Source organism: Bacillus sp. FSL K6-0069 (assembly GCF_038007785.1).
GTDB lineage: Bacteria > Bacillota > Bacilli > Bacillales > Bacillaceae_G > Bacillus_A > Bacillus_A mobilis.
This window is the reverse complement of sequence record NZ_JBBOXN010000002.1, coordinates 139205-165030: the sequence shown is the minus strand read 5'-3', so window position 1 is coordinate 165030 and position 25826 is coordinate 139205. Positions and strand designations below refer to the sequence as shown.

General features: G+C 34.1%; 19 protein-coding genes and 2 pseudogenes. 13 read left to right on the top strand and 8 right to left on the bottom strand.

The annotated features are described in order from the left end of the window. Positions 1–176 precede the first annotated feature (176 nt). From MHB74_RS28005 to MHB74_RS27985, 5 genes are all read right to left on the bottom strand, one after another. Entirely contained in the window at positions 177–572 is a 396-nt protein-coding gene (locus MHB74_RS28005) for a DUF4320 family protein (protein WP_001181745.1), read from the bottom strand. Between the two features lie 25 nt (positions 573–597). Then, complete coding sequence (locus MHB74_RS28000; RefSeq protein WP_001168864.1) at positions 598–1047, bottom strand: hypothetical protein; 450 nt, start codon at positions 1045–1047, stop codon at positions 598–600. A 16-nt stretch (positions 1048–1063) separates the two neighbouring features. Next, entirely contained in the window at positions 1064–2563 is a 1500-nt protein-coding gene (locus MHB74_RS27995) for a hypothetical protein (protein WP_000239320.1), read from the bottom strand. Between the two features lie 19 nt (positions 2564–2582). Further along, positions 2583–3536 (bottom strand): hypothetical protein, encoded by a 954-nt coding sequence (locus tag MHB74_RS27990; protein ID WP_001002940.1) that lies wholly within the window; start codon positions 3534–3536, stop codon positions 2583–2585. Between the two features lie 709 nt (positions 3537–4245). Further along, positions 4246–5382 carry a hypothetical protein gene (locus MHB74_RS27985; RefSeq protein ID WP_000557422.1) on the bottom strand — a complete coding sequence of 379 codons (1137 nt, stop codon included), beginning with the start codon at positions 5380–5382 and terminating at the stop codon, positions 4246–4248. 905 nt (positions 5383–6287) lie between these two features. Here MHB74_RS27985 and MHB74_RS27980 point away from each other — a divergent pair. Beyond that, a pseudogene (locus MHB74_RS27980) lies at positions 6288–6395 on the top strand (transposase); the annotation flags it as partial. A gap of 11 nt (positions 6396–6406) precedes the next feature. Beyond that, positions 6407–7519, top strand: a complete 1113-nt coding sequence (locus MHB74_RS27975) for an RNA-guided endonuclease TnpB family protein (protein WP_042512128.1) — start codon at positions 6407–6409, stop codon at positions 7517–7519. A 317-nt stretch (positions 7520–7836) separates the two neighbouring features. Here MHB74_RS27975 and MHB74_RS27970 read toward each other — a convergent pair whose 3' ends face one another. Further along, positions 7837–8442 carry a DUF3967 domain-containing protein gene (locus MHB74_RS27970; protein ID WP_000564666.1) on the bottom strand — a complete coding sequence of 202 codons (606 nt, stop codon included), beginning with the start codon at positions 8440–8442 and terminating at the stop codon, positions 7837–7839. 586 nt (positions 8443–9028) lie between these two features. Here MHB74_RS27970 and MHB74_RS27965 point away from each other — a divergent pair. The 6 genes and pseudogenes from MHB74_RS27965 (at position 9029) to MHB74_RS27940 (ending at position 18001) form a co-directional block, all read left to right on the top strand. After that, a complete protein-coding gene (locus tag MHB74_RS27965; protein WP_000098927.1) occupies positions 9029–9364 on the top strand; it encodes a hypothetical protein in 336 nt (111 codons plus the stop codon). Between the two features lie 26 nt (positions 9365–9390). Beyond that, positions 9391–10698 carry a plasmid replication protein RepX gene (gene repX, locus MHB74_RS27960; protein WP_000918313.1) on the top strand — a complete coding sequence of 436 codons (1308 nt, stop codon included), beginning with the start codon at positions 9391–9393 and terminating at the stop codon, positions 10696–10698. A gap of 436 nt (positions 10699–11134) precedes the next feature. After that, positions 11135–12421, top strand: a complete 1287-nt coding sequence (locus MHB74_RS27955) for a replication-relaxation family protein (protein ID WP_000837871.1) — start codon at positions 11135–11137, stop codon at positions 12419–12421. A 191-nt stretch (positions 12422–12612) separates the two neighbouring features. Continuing rightward, a complete protein-coding gene (locus MHB74_RS27950; RefSeq protein ID WP_000365750.1) occupies positions 12613–12999 on the top strand; it encodes a hypothetical protein in 387 nt (128 codons plus the stop codon). A 17-nt stretch (positions 13000–13016) separates the two neighbouring features. Then, entirely contained in the window at positions 13017–16517 is a 3501-nt protein-coding gene (locus MHB74_RS27945; RefSeq protein WP_000447304.1) for a DNA translocase FtsK, read from the top strand. A 183-nt stretch (positions 16518–16700) separates the two neighbouring features. Beyond that, positions 16701–18001 (top strand): annotated as a pseudogene (locus MHB74_RS27940) (IS4 family transposase). A gap of 322 nt (positions 18002–18323) precedes the next feature. On the opposite strand, the gene ltrA reads toward MHB74_RS27940, so the two are convergent. Both ltrA and MHB74_RS27930 read right to left on the bottom strand, forming a co-directional pair. Next, positions 18324–19970, bottom strand: coding sequence for a group II intron reverse transcriptase/maturase (gene ltrA / locus MHB74_RS27935; protein ID WP_001097732.1), 1647 nt, complete (start codon positions 19968–19970; stop codon positions 18324–18326). A gap of 719 nt (positions 19971–20689) precedes the next feature. Continuing rightward, positions 20690–21640, bottom strand: coding sequence for a nucleoside hydrolase (locus tag MHB74_RS27930; protein ID WP_061679444.1), 951 nt, complete (start codon positions 21638–21640; stop codon positions 20690–20692). A 603-nt stretch (positions 21641–22243) separates the two neighbouring features. Between MHB74_RS27930 and MHB74_RS27925 the strand changes: the two genes are divergently transcribed. The 5 genes from MHB74_RS27925 to MHB74_RS27905 all read left to right on the top strand — a co-directional run bounded on the left by MHB74_RS27925 (position 22244) and on the right by MHB74_RS27905 (position 25629). After that, positions 22244–23227 (top strand): hypothetical protein, encoded by a 984-nt coding sequence (locus MHB74_RS27925; RefSeq protein ID WP_000796697.1) that lies wholly within the window; start codon positions 22244–22246, stop codon positions 23225–23227. Between the two features lie 9 nt (positions 23228–23236). Beyond that, positions 23237–24163 (top strand): hypothetical protein, encoded by a 927-nt coding sequence (locus MHB74_RS27920; protein ID WP_001259100.1) that lies wholly within the window; start codon positions 23237–23239, stop codon positions 24161–24163. A 248-nt stretch (positions 24164–24411) separates the two neighbouring features. Further along, on the top strand, positions 24412–24675 hold the full coding sequence (locus tag MHB74_RS27915) for a hypothetical protein (RefSeq protein ID WP_002020034.1): 264 nt from the start codon (positions 24412–24414) through the stop codon (positions 24673–24675). A gap of 438 nt (positions 24676–25113) precedes the next feature. Next, entirely contained in the window at positions 25114–25386 is a 273-nt protein-coding gene (locus tag MHB74_RS27910; protein ID WP_000675279.1) for a hypothetical protein, read from the top strand. Between the two features lie 18 nt (positions 25387–25404). Further along, positions 25405–25629 (top strand): hypothetical protein, encoded by a 225-nt coding sequence (locus tag MHB74_RS27905; RefSeq protein WP_001100171.1) that lies wholly within the window; start codon positions 25405–25407, stop codon positions 25627–25629. Positions 25630–25826 lie beyond the last annotated feature (197 nt).

The following is a 25826-nucleotide window of genomic DNA, read 5'->3' as shown; positions in this document are numbered from 1 at the left end:
AACATATAAATTTATAAATTAGCGTTTTTTTATAACCGCTGTTCTATATGGAAAATATCACCATATAAAAATAGGCTTGTAAAGTATTTTTATATATTTATTTATAAATATTTATTTCTAGTAAAAAAACTACACTTTTCAGTATAGTTTTTAACTCTTTATATATATTGATATTCTCAACGGAAATAGATTTGTCCCATTCCATCTTTGTTAGCCCATATTGGTGCTTTCACACTATCAATCCCTATCATTTTAAAAATAAAGAAGTGATGTTCAGCTTTTATCTTAAAATTTAACGGCTGATTATGATCCACGCGCCCTTTAGTATATTCATATTTCCATCCATCCATATTCTGCTCTTTCATTTTCTTCTCTATATCAGGAATTAGATTTACGTTTTTTCCTTCATATGTGTACTGAAAACCACCTGTTTGTTCTGCTAACTCTACTGTACTAGAAGCAAAATCATGTGCTTTTACTAACTGCATTCCATACAGTACACCTTCTGGTATAAGAGTTATCAATAATAAAGAAAGCGTTAGAAAAAGCGCTGTTGTTACTGTATTTTGCATTTCTTACACACCTACTTTTTCTTATTTATTTCACGTTTCCTCCAGCTTTCTTGTTGTCAGAATCTGCTTCATAAATAAATATGTGTCTTGCGTTACTCTTAATGTTACCTTTCTTTTCATCAAATTGTTTCGTATAACTAGCAGCTTCCGCTTCTCCTTCAACCGCAATCATTGCAGGTTGCTCTTGTACAGCATGTACAGAAAACTCTCGTTTTGATGCAGGATCCTTAAATGTTGCATTTTGTTTATAAGACTTTTCAAATTCTTTCTTTGCGATACCTGGTTCAATAGCAATTTCTTCTTGCGCTCGTAAAACACCTACTTTTACGGCTTTATCCATTGCTGTACTTCCAGCGCGTTCTGATGCAGACTTATTATCTGTGTGTGTTGTATCTCCAATAATCATATCTGTCATTAAGAATAAACAGCCAACAAATAATAATATTGAGGCGGCCCCTATAATAAATTTTTGCATCTTTCTTCACCCCTCCTTAATTTTCAGACTTCCGAAATCGAAATCCACTTAAAATGGAACTTTTCTTTTGATTCAACAATTGGTTTGGCAGTAATAACTCTGCTATTTCCTTCATTATTCCTTCAAGCTCTTTATAATAGTTCCGACTAGATAGTAACGTACTACTTTTTAATTGAGATTCAAATACATCCTCTATCTCATATGGTGCTAAAGCAGTTAATACCTTATCGCCAAAACATTCTTCTACTACTTCATGCTTTAAAAGTGCAGTAGAAAACTTATTCCCAATAATTCTCGTTTTCTCTAAAACTAAGTAAGAAACAAGTTTTCTCTCCTTTTGTGTAAGAGGATGCGCTATCTTTAACAATTGATGCAGATCTGGTTCTGCTACAAAGAAAATAAAATCTGCCATTTCACATATTTCATGGTATAAATCTTTATCCCAATCGTACCCCGCATCAATAATAGATATAGGCGCTTCTTGGTTAGCCAATAATACCTTAATAAAATGGTCAAAGTCCTGCTCTGTTTCGTTTTTCAGCTCTTGGTCCACTATAGGATTCTTTACGATATAATTTATTCTTCCTTGCTTCCATTTTGGAATTGATAATATATCAGATTCCTTCTGTAGCATCTCCTTATATCGCTGTAACATAAATTCACTACGATAGTTTTCTGGTGCTTCTGTATATCCCTTTAATAAAGGATACGTATATCCATCATCATATAGATTCTCTATATAGTTCACATCAATCTGTAGTTCATTTAAGTAAGCAGCTAAAAGATGTGAAACAAAAGTTGCACCACTTCTTTTGTTCATGCTGGCCACAACAATTGTTCTTCTCGGAATAGCAATACCTATTTGTTTTTCATATACCGGCTCAAAAGCCAATTTATATTGTTTTTTTATAATAGGTGCTTTTTGTGACTCACCTGGAACAGACTTACGCTTTTGATTGTTTTTAAATAGTTTCTTGGAGTTAGAGGAAGCTTCATTGTTGCCACCTTCCTCTAATTCACTTGATACTTCCTCTTCTTCCTCATCAACAGGAACTTCGGGTAACTTTGTTTGTTGTGGTGCCTGACTTGCGCCTACAATTTCTGCTACATTTTTAATATCCGACTCCTGTAGCAGCTGCGGGATAACTTTATTATCAATATCAATTCTACGAGAGTTAAAAATGTCATAGATACCTAGATAAATCAGTTTCGCCAAAAACTCATCATCATTTTCACGCTCTGTAAATACCACAATACGAATATCTCGATTAAAGCGAATATCTCTTAGTTTCTGTAAGATAATCAATTCACGTTTCTCTTCATGTCCCGCATCAATATTTAATCGTTTGTCATTAATACATAGAATATCGGGCTGTTCTGTATCTAGAATTTCATCTAGATACTTGATATGCATCACATCACTATCAGCTACTTCAAATCCCGCACCAATAAAATCCTCACGTAAATATGCCGTATATACAGTATCACTAATAGCTAAAACGATTTTTTTCACCATAGTTAACCTCCTACAAAATCTAACGTTGGATTAAAATCATGTTTTCAATTGGAATTTGTGCCTCAAGATGAACCTTCCCAATAATCTCATTCAAAATATACTCAATTTCAACTTGTTCCATTGTACGTGGAGCTCCAAAATCAGAATTTAGCTTTACTCGTATTTCTAATCGATCTTGTATCTCATGTAAAGGTGTACCAAGATAAAGAATGCTGTAGTATAAAACACCATCTTCAATATTTTTTTGAATCATATCTTTTGTTTGATGAATAAACGTAACCTCAGCAAGCTCAATAAAAGGATCATTAATTGTTACTTTGCTATTCCAATTTAAATTCCAAATCTCGCAATGTTCTTCCGCATGTACAACAACTCCATTAACAGAAGGCGTAATCGCGAAAAGACGATCTACAGGAACTTTGGTTAACGAGGTACTATTACCTTTCTTTAATTCAATTCCTTTTTCCATTCGCTCATGTTCAAAAGCATATTCAGCACCAGTGAATGCAACTTCGCAAAATACTTGTTCTAACAATGGACGAATCCCTTCATATGTTCGTATAGCAAATACACTAAATTCCTGTGTTTCATCTGTACGAATGATTTCGTACAATTCATATTCAGATGCATTTGCTAAGGCAAAAGGAATATCTTTTATAAAATTCGGATCAGTATATAGATTCTCAGGAATTTGCGTTTCAGGATGATTTATAAACTCAAGGCATAATTGATATCCTTTTAAAAATGCATTTTTAACAGCTGCAGGGAATAGAGTTTCAAAACGTTTCACATTATTTTTAAACGTTTTTTCTTCAATTTCGTTATTAAATTCTCTTTCCTGTAAGATATTTGCCTTATTCCCTAGTAATAAAAAGTAGTGATTAATAATGCGACTAATATCCTCTTCAAATGCTGCATTCTCCTCACAATACTTTGTAAATCGTTCTTTACTCATGTTCACAATTTCGTTCATAGCTTCAAATTCTCCCTTTTTATTGTTATTTATACAAAAAAAAGACACACCGATGGCAGGTTATGTGCCTTCGGTGTGTCCGTTTAGCTAGAAATTAAATCTATTAATTTGTATATTTCTCTTAGTTAATTGTAGTTCACGTATAAGAATACCTCTATGAATTTTAAAAGTCAATAGATTAATTACCTCCTTGTAAACTTATATTTATTCCTTCTTTCTATTTTTCTATGTATTTAATTTAAAAAAATACAAGTAATTAAATATAAATAATCCAAGTATTTTATATAAAAACAACAAGAAATATATATAACTAAACTCAATCATTAATTATAAAGAGATTCAGCAAACACCTCTAAAGCCTTGTATTACATACGTTCCTGGATATTAAGCTAAATTCACTATCGTAATATCCCCATTACATACAAGCTCTACATCATAGAAATCACAAATTAAGAAGTTAAATACCATATTACTAAGAATTCACAAGGTTAGAATCATATTACTAAGATAACCACAAGTATTGAATCGAATTATGAACATACCGAGTCGTAACCAAACATAACGTAAATCAATTATATGCTTCCGTAAAAATGCTAATAGATATATTTTCCTAAATAAAAAAGCATGTCTTCAAATTAAAGAACATGCCAAATAACCCTTGCTTTTAAGTAACTTTTTAACAAGGGTTTCCATATATATTTTTTTAAAATCACATAAATTCCGGATAAACACCATTCTTCTTATGATAATTTATCATTGCATCGTGTTTTTTCCCTGTAGACAAGTTTTTTTCCTTAAAACCTATCCAGGACTCTCTAAACTTTACACGCATAAATGCTGGAATAGAGAATATTTCTTGCTCTTTCAAACAACTTTCCACTTGATCTAATGCATAAGTCATTGCGTAAATTAATAATTCACTTTGTTTTTGTTTCGTCGGTAAATAGATTGCGATATCAACAATTTCTTGTCTAAATGCAGTCATTATATTTTCTTTATCTTTTTTACGTAACGCCTGTCCCATATGTTTCAAACGAGACACCGCTTCTTTTCTGCACTTCGCTACTGGTCTATGTAATTCTTTTTTATCATTCTCAATTACGCAGTTTGAAGAAAATACAACGTTGAACTTCTCAATGATGATTTGTTTTACCTGTTTCCTTGCACTAGTAATTCTTGTTTCATTAGATTTCTTCTCTTTAGAATCGATTGCAGTAAATTGCACGATGGGGTTAATAATTTCTATGTAGTGTCTTACTTTCTTTGCATTACGATTTAATCTCCTTTTTAAGGAAGACATCTTTCTTGTAATCTGAAACTCCTCAATTTTATGTTTATAATGTTCCATACCTACTTTTCTTGAAAAAGTATTGATTAAATCTAAAAGGAATATAATCCCTCTATTATCACGAGCCTTTACTAGACTACTCATTATCGTTGTTTGAATTAGGTGAAATGGAATACGGAAATACGATAGCGATATGCCTGTCATCTTTGCAGTTTCTGCAGTAGTGTGGTTATACAACGCATAATCTACAATTTCATATACAGTACGATTTCCAACAGGTGTTTCTTTTACGAGTCTACGCTCCAAACAAACTTGAAACCCTGTATAAATTGTTGTGTAGGGAATCCCACTTTTCTTAGCAAGATCCATTATTTGAAATTCACGTGGTAGCATTCCTATATCATTGCATTCAAAGTGAAGCAAGATGTAAGTAGCTAAAGCTGAAGATGGTAACTCTTTTCTTTCATTTTCTAGTTTTACGATGTTTAATAGTCCATCAAAAAATTTAACCCCATGAACTTTAAAGTTCTGTTGGGAAAAAGCCATTTGCGTATGCATAATGTTGCTAACTCCTTTCGAAAGAGCAGAAAAAGGCACTGTCATACCACGGATACAAAAATACTACTCTCTTAAAAGAGTAATACTTGTATAACAACGGTAAACAATGCCTAAAATTACGCAAGAAATCCCCTTTTTAAGTTGCACAAATACATAAGATACAGTAAAATTATCTTATAATTTCATGCAAAATAAAAAGGTTTATTGGCTTTGTTTACCGCGGTCGATTGAAAATTTCTTTTGGGATTTTTGTGCGGTGTACCACAATGAAGTAGTTGGCGCTATTTCATTGGGCTGATGAACCTTTTTTTGCTTTTTTATATTTTATTTTTTATTATATAAATATTTTATTATTAATAAATTTGTATCTAAAAAAATACAAAAATATAAAGTAACTACATCATATATAGTTTTTCCCATGGTTGCAAGGTGATTTTTTCAAAAGTATGACCTTTGCTAAATGACTATGTATAAATAACCACCACTCAAACACCTCGTTGAGCGCCGCTCAATCAAAAGTCAATTCACAATAAGTAAGAACAACTTAAACAGCCTCTGATCAACCGCCTGATTGTCGCTCAATTAACAAATATCATCGATAAAGCGCATTAATGGCACATTTTTCATTATCCACACCTTAAATCACCCAACTAATCACCAGTCACTCGTGTGTAAATACTGTTATTTTCGTATGTAGGTTGAGTGGTGATTGAACGGTTGATTTCATTGCATTAAACCTAATTGTAATCAGTCAATTAATCACCGGTCAATCATATTACTATTTTAGAATGAATGATTAGCGAATGGTTGAGTGATCGAGTGAAGGTGTAAGTTTTGAATAAGAATAAACTGTTTTTTTTATGATTAATATAAAAATAGTTTCATACTACTAATTAAGTAGTATGAAACTATTGAAAGAGATGTTTTGGTCAAGAGGTTTTTGCTTACTAACTACTGGTGGTTCATCAATAGACGTAGTAAAAAAATATATTGAAAATCAAAGTGAAAAGTGAGGTGAAATGATATGACAAAGCAGAATAAAGCATATAAATTCCGTTTGTATCCAACAGGAGACCAAGCACATCTTATGCGTAAAACCTTCGGTTGTGTACGTTTCGTGTATAACAGAATGTTAGCCGAACGGAAAGAAGCGTATGAAAATCACAAAGATGATAAGGAACAACTAAAGAAACAAAAGCTTCCCACTCCTGCGAAATACAAAGCAGAATTTGAGTGGTTAAAAGAAGTTGATTCATTAGCACTGGCAAATGCTCAACTAAACTTGCAAACTGCCTATAAGAATTTCTTTCGTGGTCAAAATGACTTCCCAACATTCAAAAGCAAAAAAGACAGAAAGTCTTATACAACGAATGTAGTGAACGGAAATATTATGTTGCTTAACGGTCATATTAAATTGCCAAAACTGAAAATGGTACGTATCAAGCAGCATAGAGAAATACCACAAGACCATGTAATCAAGTCATGTACGATTTCTATGACACCTACTGGTAAATACTATGTGTCTATCTTGACTGAATACGAAAAAGAGATTGTACAAAATGAAGTAGAAACAGTTGTTGGATTAGACTTTGCGATGGATCGATTATACGTTAGTTCTGAGGATGAGAGAGCCAATTATCCTAAGTTCTATCGTGAAATGTTAGACCGATTAGCAAAGGCACAACGAGTATTATCAAGAAGAACAAAAGGTTCTATTCGTTGGAATAAACAACGTATCCGTGTAGCTAAGTTACATGAAAAAGTAGCGAACCAACGTAAGAACTTCCTTCATCATAAGTCTAAAGAGTTAGCTACTCATTTTGATGTTGTAGCTATTGAAGATCTAAATATGAAAGGCATGTCGCAAGCACTTCATTTTGGAAAAAGCGTCGCTGATAATGCTTGGGGTATGTTCACTTCTTTTTTAGCTTATAAACTACACGAACAAGGCAAACAACTTATGAAAATAGACAAATGGTTTCCTTCCACAAAAACATGTAGCAGTTGTGGAAATGTGAAAAACATGTCATTGTCTGAGCGAGTATATTCTTGTATATGTGGTGTAAATCTTGATAGAGATTATAACGCAGCTATCAATATCAAAAATGAAGCAATACGCCTATTAGCGTTGGCATAGATAGCAATAAAATAACCCTTGGAACGAGGGGGTTAGCTCGGTTGTCTTAGGACAAATTCGTTAGCTATCAAAAGTAACGACTAACCGAGAAGCCACCACTTCAAACAGTCCATTAGGACGTTAAGTGGCGGGTAGTTCACAGATTGGAAGAAATAGAATTAGAAAACTCTTTGTATAGCAAAATAAACCTAAGTTCTATGATTATTATAAGTTTAAAACAATAGCTGTGAATGAATCATATTGATAATCAATGAACTAAGCTTTTGAAATGATATTAAGAATAAGCAAAATAAAAAGGCTATCAAATGATAGCCTTTTTATTTTTTTCCAAAAAGCTTAGAGAAAAAGCCGCCTTTTTGTTCAGTATTCTCTTGTCGCTGAGCATTAGCACTTTTTTGTTCTTGAATTAATCGTATAGTACTCATTAACTTTTCGTCACGTTCCTCTAATCGCTTATTGATTCTATCGAAATTATCCTGACTTTGTTTAGCCACCGCAGCGAAAAATTCCATATTTTGTTTTGTTAATTCTTCAGTCACTTTAGCTGTAACTTCCTCAGTAATTTTTTCCGTCAAAGCTTCTATAAAGTCTGGATTGACCTGTTGTGCTTTAACTAGTGATGTTTCTTTTGGTTCACCATCACCGTCAACATCTTCAGCATAAACATTGCGAATAACCGTCGGATCCATATCTAAAAGCCCAACAATTTCGTGCTTTTTCTTTGACTCAGAATAATAATGTTTAATCTTTTTTACTGTATCAATACTATCCTCATGAACATATTTAAGTTGGCGTTCTTTTTTTATGTTCAAGTACTCATCGAAATCATTCAACCATCTACGAAGAGTACTTTCAGGAATATCAAGCATGGTTGCTACTTCAGATACGCGATAATAACCATCGCTTAACTGTTCATCAATCATTTGCTCACCACCTAACTATATGATGCCTGTCCTATAATACATTATATAAAAATTCTATAGAAACTAAAAGAACCCCTTTGTAGATTACATAAAATATCATGGACTTTTATACCTGATCACTCAATCATTCACTGCTCATTTATTTAGCTGCATACCAATAATACCTATGTTATCGAGCGGTGATTAGTCGGGTGAGCGTGATTAACACTTGATTATGTACAAAATCACCTTAAAATTCTGTGAACTGAACTAAAAATTTTACATGGATTTTCACTTATTAAAATGCATCTTTTATAATCATTACGTATTCATTACAGTGTTTATTACCGTAATAAATGCGTAACAATTAAAATATTAATTACGGTAATTATTACGGAAGTATTTAAAGTATTGATTTAATAAGATTCTTGATTATCATCCGTAGATGTATTATAGTTAGTACATACAATACTTCGGAAATATATACCGAAGTATTTACGGCTTTTATAACGGTATTAAATTCCGTATAATTATCTTGTCTTTTTGTACCTATAGATAAAATTTATTATTTATTAAAGGTGGTGTGAAATTATTGTCTAATATATCAATGAGTAGTAGTGAAATTATTGATGTGCTTTGTGAGAATTTAAATGATGGGATTTGGGCTTTACGTGTGCTATACGCCGAGGGCGCAATGAACAAAGAAAAGTTATGGGATTATATCAACCAATATCATAAAGACTATCAAATTGAGAATGAAAAAGATTATGAGGGTAAAAAAATACTTCCATCGCGATATGCTTTAGATATTATGACTGCAAGACTTGAAGGAGCAGGGTTAATATCTTTCAAAGCAATAGGACGTGTTCGAATTTATGACGTAACAGATCTAGGAAATGTTTTAATTAAGGAACTGGAAAAACGAGTTGAGAAAAACAACTAAAATATATATTTGAGGAGGATATACATATGGCAGGCAATTTTTCAGAAATCGAAAGCCAAGGAAATATTAGTTTGAAATTTGGATTCTTAGGACTAGGTATGGGTGGATGTGCAATCGCAGCAGAGTGCGCAAATAAAGAAACACAAATTAAAAATAACAAATACCCATATCGTGCGATTCTTGTTAATACAAATAGTCAAGATTTTAATAAAATTGAGATTAAAAACACAGGGAACGTCCGTAAAATACAGTTAGAAGGATATGAACAAGGTGCAGCTCGTAATCCACAGGTTGGAGAGGAAGCATTTGTAAAGCATGAAACAAAGATTTTCGAAGCGGTAAAACAGGAATTTGAAGATCGTGATTTTATTTGGATTACGTGTGGTCTAGGTGGAGGAACAGGAACTGGTGCTCTATTAAAGGCTATTGAAATGCTCTATGAACATGATTACAATTTTGGATTGTTACTGACTTTACCACGTGATGCTGAGGCTTTAAAAGTATTAGAAAACGCAACTTCACGCATTCGTAGTATTGCTATGAACCAAGAAGCTTTTGGCTCAATTGTATTAATAGATAACGCTAAACTATATAGAAAATTTGAAGAGGAAAATCCAAGTGCTTTAGCAAACGAATATACTAGCTATAGTAACAAATATATTGCTGATGCATTACATGAGATTAACCTAGTTACTTCATCATTTACACCGTTTTCAGATACACATTTTGATGCGAGTGAATTTGCTCAAGTAATTAATACACCAGGCGTTTTATCATTAGCAAAATTAGAACTAAAATCAAATCAATTAGACACTGAAAACCCGCTAGGTTACTTGACTCAATTAGGTAACGCACTAGAAAAAGGCGTTTTATACGATACAGAAAGAGAAGAGCTAGAAAGTGCTAAAAAAAGCGCGCTATCTATCGTTACATCACCGCTGCGAGCAGGGCGATTATACAACTTCTCATTCCTTAATCAAATGGAAAACTTCTTAAAAGAAAGAACTCCATATGTAGATGAACGTCCTATAGCTCCATACGTTAATAAACATACAACAAAAAAAGAAGAGGATATAGTAAAATTCTATTCAGTTGTTGCAGGACTTCCATTACCAAAACGTGTTAGTGATATTATTGATGAGATTACGAGAATTAAAGAAGAACGTGAGCAAGCTAATTCAAAGAAATCCAATGCTGTTTTAAATAAACTTTTTGCATTTGATGATTCAGTACAAGAAGAAAAACCTAAAAAGAAAAAATTAAATTTTGGTGCTGAACCTGAAGTAGAAGTTGCTGACGATTCACAACCAGCAAAGAAGAAATTATCATTCTAAACAATAGACCGACAAATATAATTTTGTCGGTCTTTTTCTATTTCAATAGCAAAAAGAAACTACAATGCACAAGTGATTAATCTATTATATTTTCTGTATGTGTAACATGTCTTTATATAATGTAATTGTTTAAATAAATTGTTAGGCCGTCCTAACGATTTTATTCCAATACTTGAACCTTTAAAAAATTGTTCGGTTAAAACATGTCTTCCGTCCGAACAATTTTAAAAGAACTGAAAGACTATATAAATCAATGTTTCTAGCTAATTTTTAGGAAGAGAAGTAATCCAAACTTCAGCGTACAAGTTTTAGTATCTAGATTAAAGCAAATTCAGCTTAAACTTTTAATAATTTACAACTAAATTTTGCTGTAATAAGATATATAGAAATGGTTGTTATTTATTGAAAATACATTCGAGTTATGGAGTTGCATATAATGAAAAGTAAAACGTATAAATATACAAGCAAAGGTACACAGAAATCTTTTCGTTTAAAAGAGGCCGATATATTTGTATTTACATTTTTATATTACAAAAGGTATCTTACTACACGACAAATTACTCAGCTTTATAGTGCATTTGAGGGTAGAGATTTTTCTGAGGATAGTGTGTTTACGAAACTTAATCGTTTTTCAAAATACGGTGCTATCCTGACTAAAAAAATTGATAAAAGAGATGATAGTATAACCAGACGTGCGACATTCTCCTTAAAAGATAGAATGGTTGATTACCTTCAAGAATTAGGAAGGATTCCTGCAGGATCTTCAAAACGTAGATATTCTTCTTCAATCTCACTACATACACTCTGCTCAAGAGAAATATTAGTACGCACACTTTTGGAAGTGTCGAAAAAGACCAATACGAATAAATTATTATGCGAGTTAGATATTCGCTCATATCATCAAAAACAAAAGAAAACAGAAATTGAAGATGCAGGGTTACTTCTAATTCCTGATGAACACATTTCATATAAAGACAAAAATATTTACATTGAAATGGATATGTGCAAAGAAACCAATGCTACCTTAGTTGAAAAGGTGGGGAAGTATATTGAATATGCACAAAAAAACACTAAAAATATAACTGTTGTTTTTGTTATGTATGACAAGTCGATGTTCCTTGCAGAAGATGCAGAACCTCCATACGTACGTATGAAGAATCTCTTATTTTCTATGCGAGAATATCATGAACATTTAATGAATCTACCAAACCTAAATATGCACATCTGCTCTTTGAAAGAAGCTGGAGATGTTATTTCAGATATTCTTCTAGGAATAGATGATAATCAAAACTTTGAACAAGATATTCTCTTACCTTTATCTAAACGTACAGTAGGAGATGCTGATTGGCGCTATGCATTTGTTGAAACAGTTCAAACATTTAAAGAGAAAATAGATGGTGGTCTTAGACGAACGTATAAGAGAGATAAAGATGTAATGCAAGATTTCTTCTTTATTTTTGGGAATGAAAATGATTACCGAATGATTGCTAGATTAGACGATGTTGTGTTTTCAAGAAGAGAAGGTGATGAAGGGGTGCCGCTTGTTGTGATTTATCCAAAGCGCAAAAAGGCTAGAGATATACTTTTAATGGACACGTATGACAACGTATTACTGCTATCCCTCCAAAATGAAGGTGTTACTATCGATGCGGATGAACAGATCATGGCACGTACTGCAAATAACATACATCCGAAAAGACGCAAGCTTGTTGAATTATATTAATCGTTAATTTTTTATATACTTTTATACAATTTTATTGATTTTTATTATTTAAGGTGATAGAATTACGTTTGAACTAAACACAAAAAACTACAATCAAATCAGAACATATGAAATTAAGGCAAGCGACACACGCTGTTTTTACAGTGGGTGTCGCTTGCCTTTTTTTATATGGAGAAAGGTGGAAAATCAAAATGGATTTACAATATGCAACTACTACTACTGGGGGAGTGCTCTCTGCTAGAGAAGCATTTAAAAACCCGGAACTAGTCCTTAATCATATTACAGAAGAGGGGGCAACGTTTAGTGTTTCTCTACAAGATATCCAAATTCCAGGGAAACCAAATTTCTATTGGTACGATGTCATAATTGAAACGGCAACGGATAAAAAGATTGAGGTAAATATCGCGGTACTTTCTCAAGAAGAATACAATCAACTCTGTGAAAGAGAGAGTATTGATTTATATTTAAAACAAACTGAAGATGCAGCAAAATTCTTTCTCGAAAAATCAAAGGAACTATTCCAACCAGAATTCAATAATCGATTCCAGTTTAAACATAAAGCTCAACTATATCTGTAAGAAGTAGGTGAGCCTATATGGAGACATTTAAACAACGATTACCGTTATTTACTACAATCGGCTTAATTAGCGGATTTATTCTTTCATTTGGATTCGGTTTAGTAAACTACATCAAGTTACTCTACTATGCATTTGAACCACCGTCTTATCCTATAGAAATTACATATGTACCGCTTATTTTAATGTTCTTTTCTTTACTATTAGGAGAGTTTAGCTTTAGGTTTTACAGCCGTATTCCAGCTTTACATATAAATAATGGGAAACTAATAATCTTGGTTGCTTCCCACTTTGCGGTTGATATTCAATTTTTATGGTTTGCAACTGCTCCGATCCATGCAAAGGTTATTCCTTATCTAGCGGATAAATCAAAACATCTTAATTTTGGTGAGTATGAAGCCTTAGGTCATGTCTTAACAGGTAATTTTCACACACTCACTATGATTTTTGTATTTTTACCAACAGTATTTATGATTTTGTTTACACTTTGGTATAGTGGGCATATTGTTCGCTACCGAGAAGAGATATTAAAGTGGGTACAAAAATACGAATATAAAAATCACAAATTACAAAAATGGTTTAATAGCCAAGAAGAACAAATATATCCTGATGTAGAAATTGGACCGCATATTGAGCATAAAGAGATGGTTCGTATTAAGGGGAAAGATAGAACGTTAAATTGTATTATTATTGGTCCTATTGGTTCTGGTAAAACATCTAGTTTAATTATTCCCATGATTAATCAAGATTTACATTGGATGGCGCGTTTTATCAATAAGTTCATAAATGTCTTTAAAAAGAAGGATTATCATACAGAAGAAGTAAAAGGAACATTTTTAAATGGTGTGACTGTTATCGAACCGAGTAATGATTTATGCCAAAAGGTTTTTAAGTTAGTGCAAGCACATAAAATACCTGAAAGTGCAGTTTACTACATTGATCCAACTAATCCTGATACCAAAAATATAAACATTCTGCGAGGACCAGTAGATAAAGTAGCAGAAGTTTTCGCAATGGTTATTCAAGGTTTGTCTGAATCTAACAATGCATTCTTTGAACAAGCGCAGCGTAACCACCTTAAACAACATATCTATTTATTAAAGCTTCACAACCCACAAAAAGATGTTACCTTCGACGATTTGATTGAGATGTATGACGATGTAGAACGTGTTCACCGAATGCATAAGCTATTAAAGGTACAGGTCGAAAAGTTATATGATTTTGTTCAAAGTGGAGCAGCTTCACGTGACCAAAAAAATGAATATAAAATTATAAAAGGTATAGACGAATGGTTTGATAATACCATTCGTGAAAAGCTGGATTTTCAAGGTGAACCAGCCGTTTATAAATCGGGAAAATACCGCGGACAACCGATGCATTATGACAGAGAAGAAGAATATGTAAAAGGTTTACGCAACATATTAAAAGATTTAGCTTCAAACGTTTTAATACGACGTGTTTTATTTGGAAAATCCGATTTTGATTTCGATGTTCATTTAGAGCAGGGTGGGATTTTGTTAGTCAATACGGCAAAAGGAGAATTAGCAGACCTTTCAAACGTATTAGGAAAATTTGTATTGTTAAGTATGCAAAATGCAGTATTCCGTAGAGATCCAAACGTCTCACCTTACCATCATATTATTGTCGATGAGTTTCCGGATTACGTTGTGCGGCCGTTTAAAGAATTCCCTGCACAATCTCGTAAATATAAAGTAATTTTAACAATCGCTAGCCAAACACTATCGCAATTAGCTCTCGACTTCACAGAGCAATACATGTTTACTTTACTAGGTTCATTCCGTAACAAAATGATATTTGGAGATGTAACACCATATGATGCAAAAATTTTCTCTGACATGTTTGGTGAGAAAGAGGAATTTAAAGAGGCAGAATCCGAACAGGGCATTTCTCCTATGCAAGAGAATCCAGTTAGTCGACTAGGATCAACCTATCAAAAAACGAAAGAAGTTGTTATGTCACCAGGAGATATCATGGCACAAGGGGCATTCATCTGTGCTGCTCGTATCGTACAAGATAATCATGTGCAACCTGTACAACAAATCACAAGTAACTTTGTACCAAAAGAAGAATTTGCCCAAGCAATTATTCAAGTAGATACAAAAACAGGTGAATATTGGGAAAATGAGCGTCTTCGCCTTATTAATGAATCTATAGAAAAAGCTAATCCTATGAAGCATGTAGATGCAGAAAACATGAAGAAAATACAACCATTACCACCTATACAAGAAGGTGAGATTGAACAGAATAACTCCATAGAAACAAACGAGGAGCATCAACACATTGTATCATTGGAGGATTATAAGGGACAAAAGTCTCAAAATGAAACCTTATCTAATGATCCTGCAGCAATGAACCAGCAGGGGAATGTTGATGATGAAGTTGAAAATAAGTTGTATGAAGATATTAAGGAATTTATTATCGAATCACAACAAGTCTCGCCATCTCTTCTGCAAAGAAAATTCAAGATTAGCTATATGAAATCTATGCAATATATTGAGAAGTTAGAACAAAATCTAGTTGTAAGTTCTTACACAGGGGATGGTCCTCGTAAAGTATTAATTTCAAATAATAGTAGTACATCAGAAGAAACAAGTGTTATTACTACTCATTCACCTGACAATACTATTTCACCGGAAGTAGCAATTCCAATTGAAGGCGAAGAAATCGAACAAGAGGAAACTAGCTCCTTTAAGGATATTCTATACGAAGATGTTTTAAGTTTTGTGAAGGAATCGGGAAGTATCTCTATATCTGTACTACAAGACACGTTTAAAATTAGTTATACACGTGCATCGAGATTAATAGATGCCTTACAACGAAATGGTGAACTGCCTGTTATAGCAGAAGAAACACATGTAGAAAGTATAAGCTCTGAAATAAAAGAACCGGCCGTGAAAGAAGATATTAAAGAAACCATAGATATAGCATTACCTCCTATGGAAGAATGCTATGAAATAAACATGGAGGTAGCAGAACTAAACAAAGAATTATCTATTACTATGTTAGAGCAAGATTGGAATAAAGATTCCATTATTCATTCCGTGATTCCTGTTGAGACCGAACCATTGTTTGAAGAATTCCCATCTGATGGACTTCCCGTTACAATGATAGGAACTGCAGAAACAAGTATAGAATCTACTTCACTTCCCGTTACAATAACAGAGCTAGAAGAAACACATGTAGAAATCAACACGGTTCCAATTGAAGAAACGCTTAATCATATCGAAGAAAACAAGCTAGATGAAGATGTAGCAAAAGTTTACGAATCTATTAGTATTACGGTACAAGAAAACTTAGAAAAAAATAGAGAAGAGCATTCGAAAAATGATGAGAAGCAACCAGAATATAAACCTATGAGTTATAAAGAACGCCAAGAGCACTTAAAATCTCATCAAAAAAATAAGAATAATACTACGCAGTCGCTGCTTAATAAAAATGAGAAACCAAAGCCCAAAACATCGAACGTAATGAGTAAGGAATTGAATAATTTCTTTGATTAATAGTTTGTAAATCTTAAATTAAATCTAGTATTGGTATAGCCAGCATTTCGGAAAAAACCACGCTAAGCCAAAAATAAAATAAGCTGCCCATATAGGCCATAGCCATCAAGTTAAGAAAATGAATAAAATTTAACTAAATGGGTCATCCTTCCATGCATACCGCATGGAAGGATGACCCATTTTATGTCTAAAATTAATGATGTTACACAAGAAGAGTTACGTTTACTAGGTGAAGAATTTAAAAGTAAATTTTCGATTCACCACTTACAACTACTAGCAGTTAAAACTGGAATGATTCGACGAAAACGAAAGTGTAGAGCACAAGACCTCGTTTCATTATGCGTGTTTCTCAGCCAAGCAATTGGGACAGAATCCCTAGTTAGTTTATGTGCGAAACTAACTAGAGCTACGGGAATCCAATTATCTAGTCAAGGTCTGAACGAACGATTTAATGCACAGACTGTACAATTCTTAAAGGAATTGTTTTTACAAGTATTTCGAAAGAAGTTTTCTCCAATGACTCCTTTATCTAACCGTTTTACACGTATCCGTATACTAGATTCAACAGCCTTTCAGCTTCCAGCTCAATATGCATCTTCTTACAAAGGGATAGGGGGTGGTGGTTCAGAAGCTGGTGTGAAAATTCAATTAGAGTATGAACTGATTTCTGGAGAATTTTTAGAAACAGCTGTAAGCGATGGAACAAGTAGCGATTGCCGTTATGGACAGGAACGTACGCAAACATTAGAGCCAGGGGAACTTTCTCTTCGTGATCTTGGTTATTTTTCTATTTATGATTTAGAAAAAATTGCGGATCGAAAAGCATTTTATGTGTCACGTATTCGCTGGAATACACAAGTCTATCAAAAAGAGAAAGGTGGAAAATGGACTCTTCTCGATTTAGAAAAATTGACGAAAGATCTATCTGAAGGACAAATACTAGAATTACCGGAAATCTATATAGGACTTCACCAAAAACATAAAACACGCCTTGTCATATATCGTCTAACACAAACTGAGTGGACGAAACGTTTGGAACATCACAAGAAAGCGAAAAAGAAGATGCCGAAATATGCAAGCCGTATCAACCTTCTTATTACGAACGTATCTAGTAAACACCTTCCGCACAATGAAGTATATGAACTGTATTCTTTACGGTGGCAAATTGAAATTATATTTAAAACATGGAAGTCTATTTTTAAAATTCATGAAGTGAAACCTGTGAAACTGGAACGATTTCAATGTCATTTATATGGGCAATTAATTGGTTTGTGTTTGGTAGCTAGCATTACATATCGAATGAGAAGACTTATATGGGAGAAAAAACAAAAAGAGGTGAGTGAGTATAAGTGTACATATATCGTCAAAATTTACTTCTCTAGTATACACGACGTGCTTTTCACAACCTTTCAACATCCTGTATCAGTGCTAACCAGGCTCTTTCAAGATCTTGTCAAAAACGGACGAAAAGCACGAAGGTATAAGTGTCGTACACCGTTCGATATCCTTAGTATCACTCAAGAATGTACGAAAAGACTTCACAAAGCCGTATAAAAAATACGAAATTCAGAGAGTCTTATTTGAGTATGTCCAAAACCGCACTCTTCTACTCTCAAGTTTTAAAAAATAAGTCCGATGCCAAAAGGCATCGGACTTATTTTTTAAACTTGATGGCTATGGCCCATATAGGCAGCTTATTTAGTCGGGTAAGCGGGGGGCATCGCTGCCCCCAACTCCCCTCAGAACCGTACGTGACAGTTTCCCATCATACGGCTCAAGCCTTCTTTTTATCCGATTTCAGTCCCTTTAGTATAGGCAAGGTAAGTGAACTAATTTTAAGTTTAAATTAGACAATATGAGGTGTTGCGGAACAGGCATGTCTTTTACGACTACCTTTTCCCCGTTTTGTAGTGGAGTTTTGCAGATAGCGCAGCGGTAACCTTGTTTTCTAGCCAGCTTCATTCTATCCATCGTGTTTTCCGTATCAAATACCTTACGGTCTCTTTTTTCCCAGTATTCTTTCAATGTTGGGTCATCAGGACTATTTTTGAATTTCACCATGTTGTGTCTCTCAATCTTAATCCATGACATATGTAAGAGTTGGATATTTGTTTTCGGGCAGGTTGGTGTCCAAGCATTTCCACCATGATGTGGATGCCTGTAATATCTTGCATATATCCATTTCCACGACTTCTTTGGATGGAGCTGTCGAAGATGTTTGCCGATTCTCCAATAGATATAGCTATCCATTGTACCAAAGATTTTCTTAGAAACGACATGTTTCCAGTATTGCCCGTATCCTCTGATAATAGGATTAAGCACTCGGATGATTTCTCCGATGGGTTGACCCCTCATGACACGTAAAGTATCTCCAATTTTCTTCTTCGCTTTCTGTCTACTGCCCTTACTTGGTTTGATGAACAGTTTATTCCCCTGTTCAGTTTGGTACTGCCGAATCAAGAATCCTAGGAACTCAAATCCTTCCTCAATATGTGTAACCTTCGTCTTTTCAGGGCTTAATTCCAATCCCCTGTCCTTTAAGTAGGGACGAAGTCTCATATATACAGAGAGTGCTTGTTCTTTTGTCTCCGTTAAGACCACAAAATCATCTGCGTAACGGATAAGGGTAAATTTGCAAGCAGGATTCATAATATAACTATCATTAGCTTTATAGTTTTTCTTGTAAGTAATTCCCAAGGTTTCTTCCATTCCATGAAGGGCAATGTTAGCGAGAAGTGGCGAGATAATTCCTCCTTGCGGAGTACCTTCTTGCGTTTCCGCGAAAAAGCTTTGCTCCATGTATCCCATCTTGAGCCATCGCTTCAATAGTTTTCTTCCTGGGAAGTAAGAAGTTTGTTTGAGTATCCACTCATGGTTGAGATGATCAAAACAGCCCTGAAAATCTCCTTCAAATATCCATTTCTTCTTTGTGCCCCCGTTGATTCTATTGAAAATGCTTCGTATGGCATCATGGGTACTTCGCTTAGGACGAAACCCGTAAGAAATAGCTTCAAATCTGGCTTCCCACTGTGGTTCAAGGGCATTTCGCACTATATTTTGATATACCCTATCCTTTATAGTTGGGATGCCCAACGGTCGCAATTTTCCGTTTTTCTTCACAATGTATATACGTTTTGCTGGTTTTGGTCGGTGTTGTAGCGTATTTAACTTTTTGAGTTGCTCATAGAGAAGATTTCTTTCTCTGCGACTCAAGGCTGTATGTTCATCAACACCTGCTGTTCGCTTTCCTTTATTCTGCTGTGTTACTCGTCTAATTGATAACAGTAAGTTTGCTTCGCTTCTCATGAGTAAGCGTTGAAGTTTTCTTACCTTTCTTTGTTGCTGTAACTGTTCGGCACGGTAAATTCTTTGTCGTAACTTCGTCACATACATCTGAACTGCTTTCCAGTTTGTATACGAGACGTGCGCCGACGCTCGTTCTGAGGTGTTCATAACTGCACGCTCCTATTCGTCAGAAGATAACTTACAAATGTATTTCCATGTTGAAGACCTATAAGAAGTGGGCTCCCTTTCAGGCTTGTCATGGGTTTGTCCGTAAGGACGACAATATCCGCTCAGTTATACATATTTCTATGCTTTCCTGTTTCCTTTCGGCTAGCGGCTTTTGCTTTCTCTTATATCCTTTACCCTCTGCCACATCGTTTGACTTTACAGTCATCCTACTGCTTGCGCAGATGACATAGGGCTTACCAAGTTTCACATTCCACAGATACGACAGGGTTAGGTGGACTCTTTACTCCGGATAAGTTGCGGGATGCAACGCGGCAGTATTATGAGAATGCCTTTCCTCTTATCAAGACCTGGGTAGAGCTGTACATTATCCCAAGCTAACGATTACGAAGCTTACGAGCCTTCACTCTCGTTCACCGTACCTGTCTTCTCCTAGCGGTATTCCGAGTCATGTACAGACTCTCTGTTTCCACATTTCCTCATGCAACCCACGAGCCCGTTACCAAGTCCGCAGTTTCGGATGGAGATAGACTTTGCATCTAATCTAGTAGCAGAAGCTACCCTGTGGGAATGCGACTTCTTGTCGCACCATAATTCTCGATATAGGAAGTTCTATTTTAGTAAACTCATAGCAACTACAATACATCCAACTATAAATAATTCTTTTTTAAATATGTATTTTTATCTTTACTTAGGATATGCTATAGTCTTTTCCTTAAAAATGTTTCCATAATATCTCTCTTAAATCTTTCATAATTGAACTGAAAAGCGATATTATGTGTTTTATAACCTGGATTTGTCACAAAACGAAAGTCTGCGATACTTTGACCAAATCCTTCTCCTAGATCGGGAATTACTTTGATGGGCACTTTTGACAGACGAACTGCATCTGGATTCAACAAATACCATATTGTTAAAAAATCATGCATAGGGCTTCCTCCTATGCCAGGATTCGATTTAGAGTAGAAATTATAGTAGTAGTCTAACATAGGTTTGATGATGAGTCCTGCAAGGTCTTGTGTATTCCGGTGAAATGCATCAATTTGTTGAACCATTTCAGGTGTAACAATCGCGTGTTGGGTGACGTTTAATGGAATAATTGTCAAATTCTTCGCATGCTGCAGAATTAAGTTTGCTGCATAAGGGTCTGCGTAAAAGTTAGCTTCAGCCACAGCAGTCACGTTTCCGGGGTAAAAAAAGGCTCCACCCATGCAAATGTATTCTTTCACATTCCGCATTGCTTCTAAATTCAAAATAAATGACGTAGCCAATGATGAAAGTCTTCCCAAATTGATAATTGTAAGATCGTCTAAATTTGAGTTTATAATTTTGTAAATATCATTTATGGGATAAATTGGATAAGGGATTTCAGGTGGAATGATAGGTCCTAGTCCTACTTTTCCATGTACTTCAGGAAAATATTGAACCAATATACCTGTTAAAGGTACAGAAGCACCGAGAAATACGGGTATCTCTTTTCTTCCCGAAATATACTTCAAATAGTTAATATTTTTTATAGCATTCTCTCTCGATACATTTCCATAATCCGCTACAATCCCCACAAGTTGGATATCCTTACGAAAAAAGGTGTACAGAATAGCAAACACATCATCAATTCCCAAATCTGTAAACAAGAGAACTTTTTTGGGCATATGTTTTCCTCCAAAAGCCATAAAATTTTATTTTTACTAAGGATGTAATGAATAGGCTTGTACTATATTTGATATATATTTTATATATTCTTCAATAGTACATTTTGTTCATCTATAACTTTAGATATCTTATATGTGTTTGCATCTAAAAAAGTATTTTTGTTTTGTATATTGTATACAAGTACAGTTAACATAACGCATCATTATTGGTAGAGAGGAAAAAAGCGGGCCCTTACTCTCACAGGGAGTCCGCTTTTTTTTGTTCTATGGATCTATTCAATTTTTTATACATTCCTATCTTGGCGCGGTTTTAGGGTTCTCGTTTGTTACTGAATTACTCGAAAAATTGTATAAAATTATGCATACTCTTAGCGTGTTTTTTCCGAAATACTAGCGGTCCCCCTAGTAAGGCTGCATTCTAGATTTTGATTTAACCTATAGCAAACTTATGATTTTAAAATTATTCTTGCATTTGAGTAGAAATACCATTATATTTGTATTAACAACTATATAAATAAACCATAATTTACGTGAAGGACACACCTTACGTACCATCCCAACGGTACAGGTGTGTCCTTTTTTACGTTCTAGGAGGAAAATATAATGGCAGAAGATAAGACAAACACTCAAACTGTAGAAGAACTTGGAATGGCTTTTGAAGCAGAGAACCTACAAGGTGACACAGTGCTAGAAACAAACTTTAATCAATTTGAGCGAGTACGTGATCATGAACTAGAGGAATTAGCCCGTATGAAACGTGAGCGTACTGTAGGAAAAGGCTTGATTACAGTCGTATCTGAAAAGCTATTCCCAACTAAAAACGGAAAGTCTGAGCGTATACAAGTACTTACAATGCAAATTGGTACTCATACAACAGCATATTGCCCCATTACAGAGGCAGGTATAAATGTTCCTAAAAATCCTCAATGGCTAGTTGGTAGAACCAAGCCTTTAATCATTGAACACTTCCAAAAAACGGAGGAAGGCAACTTTGCTGTTGTATCTATCACTGCAGGAGAATTGGCACTTCAAAAAAGATTATATGAAGAAGTGACAGCGCAAGAGGGCAACAAGGTATACACAGGAACCGTTTCAGGACATATCCCATCTGCACAAACAGTCTTAGTTGAAGTACACGGTGTAACAATAGGTGTACGGTACTCACACTGGTCCTATACATTCGTCCGTCCGGAGGATATTGTCATTGGTGATGTTGTAGAACTTATCATCGATAAAGTAGGGGAAAAGAATGGCCGTTATGAATTTAGAGGAAATAAAAAGAAACTAGAAACAGATCCAATTGAAAAGTTGTTAGAACTAAAGAAACGCCGTGACCGATTTGTAGGTAAAATTGTAGGGGTAGACGCTATTGCGGGTATTTTCGTAGAGGTTGCACCAGGAATTCAGTTTAAAGGACTTAAGAGCCGTAATCTTGCTAATCCAACTGTAGAAGATGCGAAAAATCAAACGATTGTTACATGTGAGCTGCTTAATATCGACGCGAAAAATAGAAAAGGTACAGTGCGTATCCTAAATTATCCGCAGGGACAAAGTAAAAAAACTAATTCGTCAATTTTCCAATTTTAATGGATGACTATGCGTACAATAGAGAAACAATTGCCCACTTATGTCCCTTCTATTCCTCATTTATCAAGTGAGGATGTACAGGGACTTCAAATATATCGGATACATGAACTGGATAAAACCTATGTATTCCATTCTTTTGACGAATTGGTTAAGTTTAAGCAGCGTTTAACAGAAGAACAGTATGCCTTACTTGCTTTCATTGGTGTTCATACATCTGTTCGATTTAATCATTTATTATATTTATTTAAGGATAAATATTCTCGTAAGAAAATAAATGATGCACTTCAAGGATTACTTTACTACCGTCTAATTGAAAAATGGCAAGTGGAGAGTTTTGAAATGGAGATCTTTGAAGAAACATATACGTTATCCGACAATGGTTACAAATTTTTAAAATACTGGCAAGGAAATATGTTCTTCTTTGCCCCAGAACGAATTGATAATCATGGTAAATATGTTCACTTACGTTATTGGCACGATATAGAATTAATCTGCCACCTGCGTTATGCTCCATCGTTTTTAGGTCATATTATGCATCCATCTATTAGTAAAGGGGTTTTTACCCCTCCTTTAAGTTTTGCAGTGCAAGGCGGAGTAAATCACATATTTAATTTCGTTGTATACTCCACTCTACTAACAGATAAAAAGGATCGTTTAAAACGAATTATTGCTCGATGGAAAGATTTCGTAGAATCAGGAAAAGATGTTATTATGCAAGATTTAGGAAACAATCCTACAGTGTTAGTTATCTATGTTTCTACTGAAAACCAAGCAAAGCAAATTAATAATGAACTATTACTCGACCTGCTCCCTGGTAAAGTATTGTTATGTATAGGAGAAACCTTGCATATACAAGGATTACAACATGCATTTTACCAGCCCCTTGCAGAAGGAGAGATTAAACAATTAAATACAAAGCTATTCGCAACAAACTAAGCCGCCCTTACAAGCTATTGATTCATTTTAAAGGGTGGCTTGTTTGTTATATAAAAAAGCGTGGAATATTTAAAAAAAATTTAAGAAAACGAATTATCCTGTATCTCCCTCTATACAAATTACGGATTTTACGAAATAATATTCTTTGACACCTTTATACAGAAAAACAATATATACAAATATAAACATTCGTGTAAAGGAATATATTTAAAAGGAGTAACAAATTGCTACGTATACAACGAGGGTACATGTATGATCCAGATGATAATGAGGTCATTGTGAACGAAATTTTCTACAACGCTGCATCCGAACAAAAGTTAGGAAGCAAAATGGGTGTGTTTTCTGCAGACAAACTACCTACTTCCATTTTTAAAAAAGTTCAAGAAAACGAAAGTATGTCTTATATGGAAAGTATGGAAGTAGAAGAACAAACCATTCCAGAAATACTATGTCATTTAGACCAAAATCAAAAACCAGAAAAACTTTATTTTGAAATGCAGTACATGGTGTAACAACAAGAACTGAAATAAGAGGGGATTTATAAACGTTGAAACAGGGGCATTATTATATGGTACATAAAACAACTATATATAAATTCCCTTCTTATTTTTGTTTCCTTAAAACAATTGAATATGATATAAAAATAGATTAATATATAACTATATTTATTGTTTAATTGATTCCGTTTATTCCCACACCTTTTTTGTGTTGTGGTTGAGTTGTAGAAGCAAGTTGCGTCTTGTTTCATTTGTGAAAGGGCTTCTTTGAGCCGATTAGTGTATATATAGCTTATTTTGCTATACACATTTTTAATCGACTTAAAGAAGCCCTTTTTGTGTTGTCTTTAAGTTAGGAAATACATGTATTAGACCATTTAGGCTAAACGAATAATAAAAGTGATTAAAGCACAATTTTAAGGTGCTTTTTTCTATTTCAAGGGGGAAGTACAAATGAAATTTTATAAGGTTAGTTATGGAGAAGAACTTGCTATAAAAATTATTGCAGCCAATAGTCCATATGAGGCAGTAGGGTTTTATTTAATGGAAGCGCAGAGTGATTATGGAGAAGTGGAGTACGTTAATATTAATCGATTAGGTTTGCGTGAGCGAGTAAAGGTAGATTATGGGCATATAGCAATCTATGACACAGTAGAAGAAATTTATCATCGTCAAAAGATTGTAGATTTACCATGTGTTATAGCAAATTTACTACCAAAAATTTAATAAAGTAGGTGTATATATATGAATGTTGAAAAAGAATTAAAAGAGATTTTACATTGTAAACAACTTATGAGGGATATGTTCTCTTTGTCAATTGAGAGAATTGAATATTTAGGTAAAGGGACAGTTTATATGTATTTTGCAGTAGTTTCAGAGTATGAACTGAATGTTTTCTATCGTATAGATAAAGATCTTGATACATTCAGGCTTGAAAAAGGCTCCTGGGTCTATGCAATTACACTGTAAAAAAGCAAATTTAAAGAATCTCAAATATTAAAAGCGGTAAGAAATTATAACCAAATCCAGGGCTTTATCATATCCTACTTTTGTTAAGAATTTCTGAACTCTCCGTTTTTAAGAACAATTTATAAAAGAGACATAGTACAGTAGTTATAGAATGGAATGCAACTATAGAAAATATGGGATTTATATATAAGTAAGGT